1 protein-coding gene is annotated in these 797 nt (G+C 54.7%); it reads right to left on the reverse strand.

The window, feature by feature from the left end; translation table 11 throughout:
• A partial coding sequence (locus ACFSCZ_RS18930) for an ATP-binding protein (RefSeq protein WP_380776501.1) occupies positions 1-797 on the reverse strand: 797 nt, incomplete at both ends.

Consider the following 797-nt stretch of genomic DNA (forward strand, 5'->3'; position numbering starts at 1 on the left):
TCAATGCCCGTAATCATTTCCGTAATCGTATGTTCCACCTGGATTCTCGGGTTGACTTCAATGAAATAAAACTCATCGTCTTTGACGAGGAACTCCACCGTTCCCGCGTTCAGGTAGCCGACATGTTTCATCAGCTGGACGGCCGCCCCGCAGATCCTCTCCCGCATGTCATCGCTTAACGATACGCAAGGAGCAGTCTCCACCACTTTCTGGTGGCGCCGCTGGACGGAGCAGTCCCGCTCAAACAGGTGAACGATGTTGCCGTCCCGGTCCCCCAGGATCTGCACTTCGATATGCTTTGGGTTTTCAATATATTTTTCCACATAGACTTCATCGCTGCCAAAAGCGGCTTTGGCTTCGGACTTGGCCCGTTCGTAGGCTTCCTTCAGCTCGCCTTTGTTGCGGACAATCCGCATGCCGCGCCCGCCGCCCCCAAGGGAGGCCTTGACCATGAGCGGATAGCCGTGCTCACTGCCGAAAGCCGCGGCTTCTTCGAGGCTTGCCACCGGTCCGTCGCTGCCCGGAACAGCCGGAATGCCTGCAAGCACAGCCTGCTCTTTTGCCTTCACCTTGTCCCCGAACATATCCAGATGACGGATCTCAGGACCGATAAACATAATGTCTTCTTCGGCGCAACGCTTCGCCAGCTCAATATTTTCGGACAAAAAGCCGTATCCCGGATGAATGGCATCGGCTTCTGAACGTTTGGCAATCTCGATGATGCCTTCGATATCAAGATAGGCATCAATCGGCTTTTTTCCTTCCCCGACCAGGTAGGCCTCATCCGCTTTATACCG

Source organism: Siminovitchia sediminis (genome assembly GCF_042680885.1).
GTDB classification, from domain to species: Bacteria; Bacillota; Bacilli; order Bacillales; family Bacillaceae_C; genus Siminovitchia; species Siminovitchia sediminis.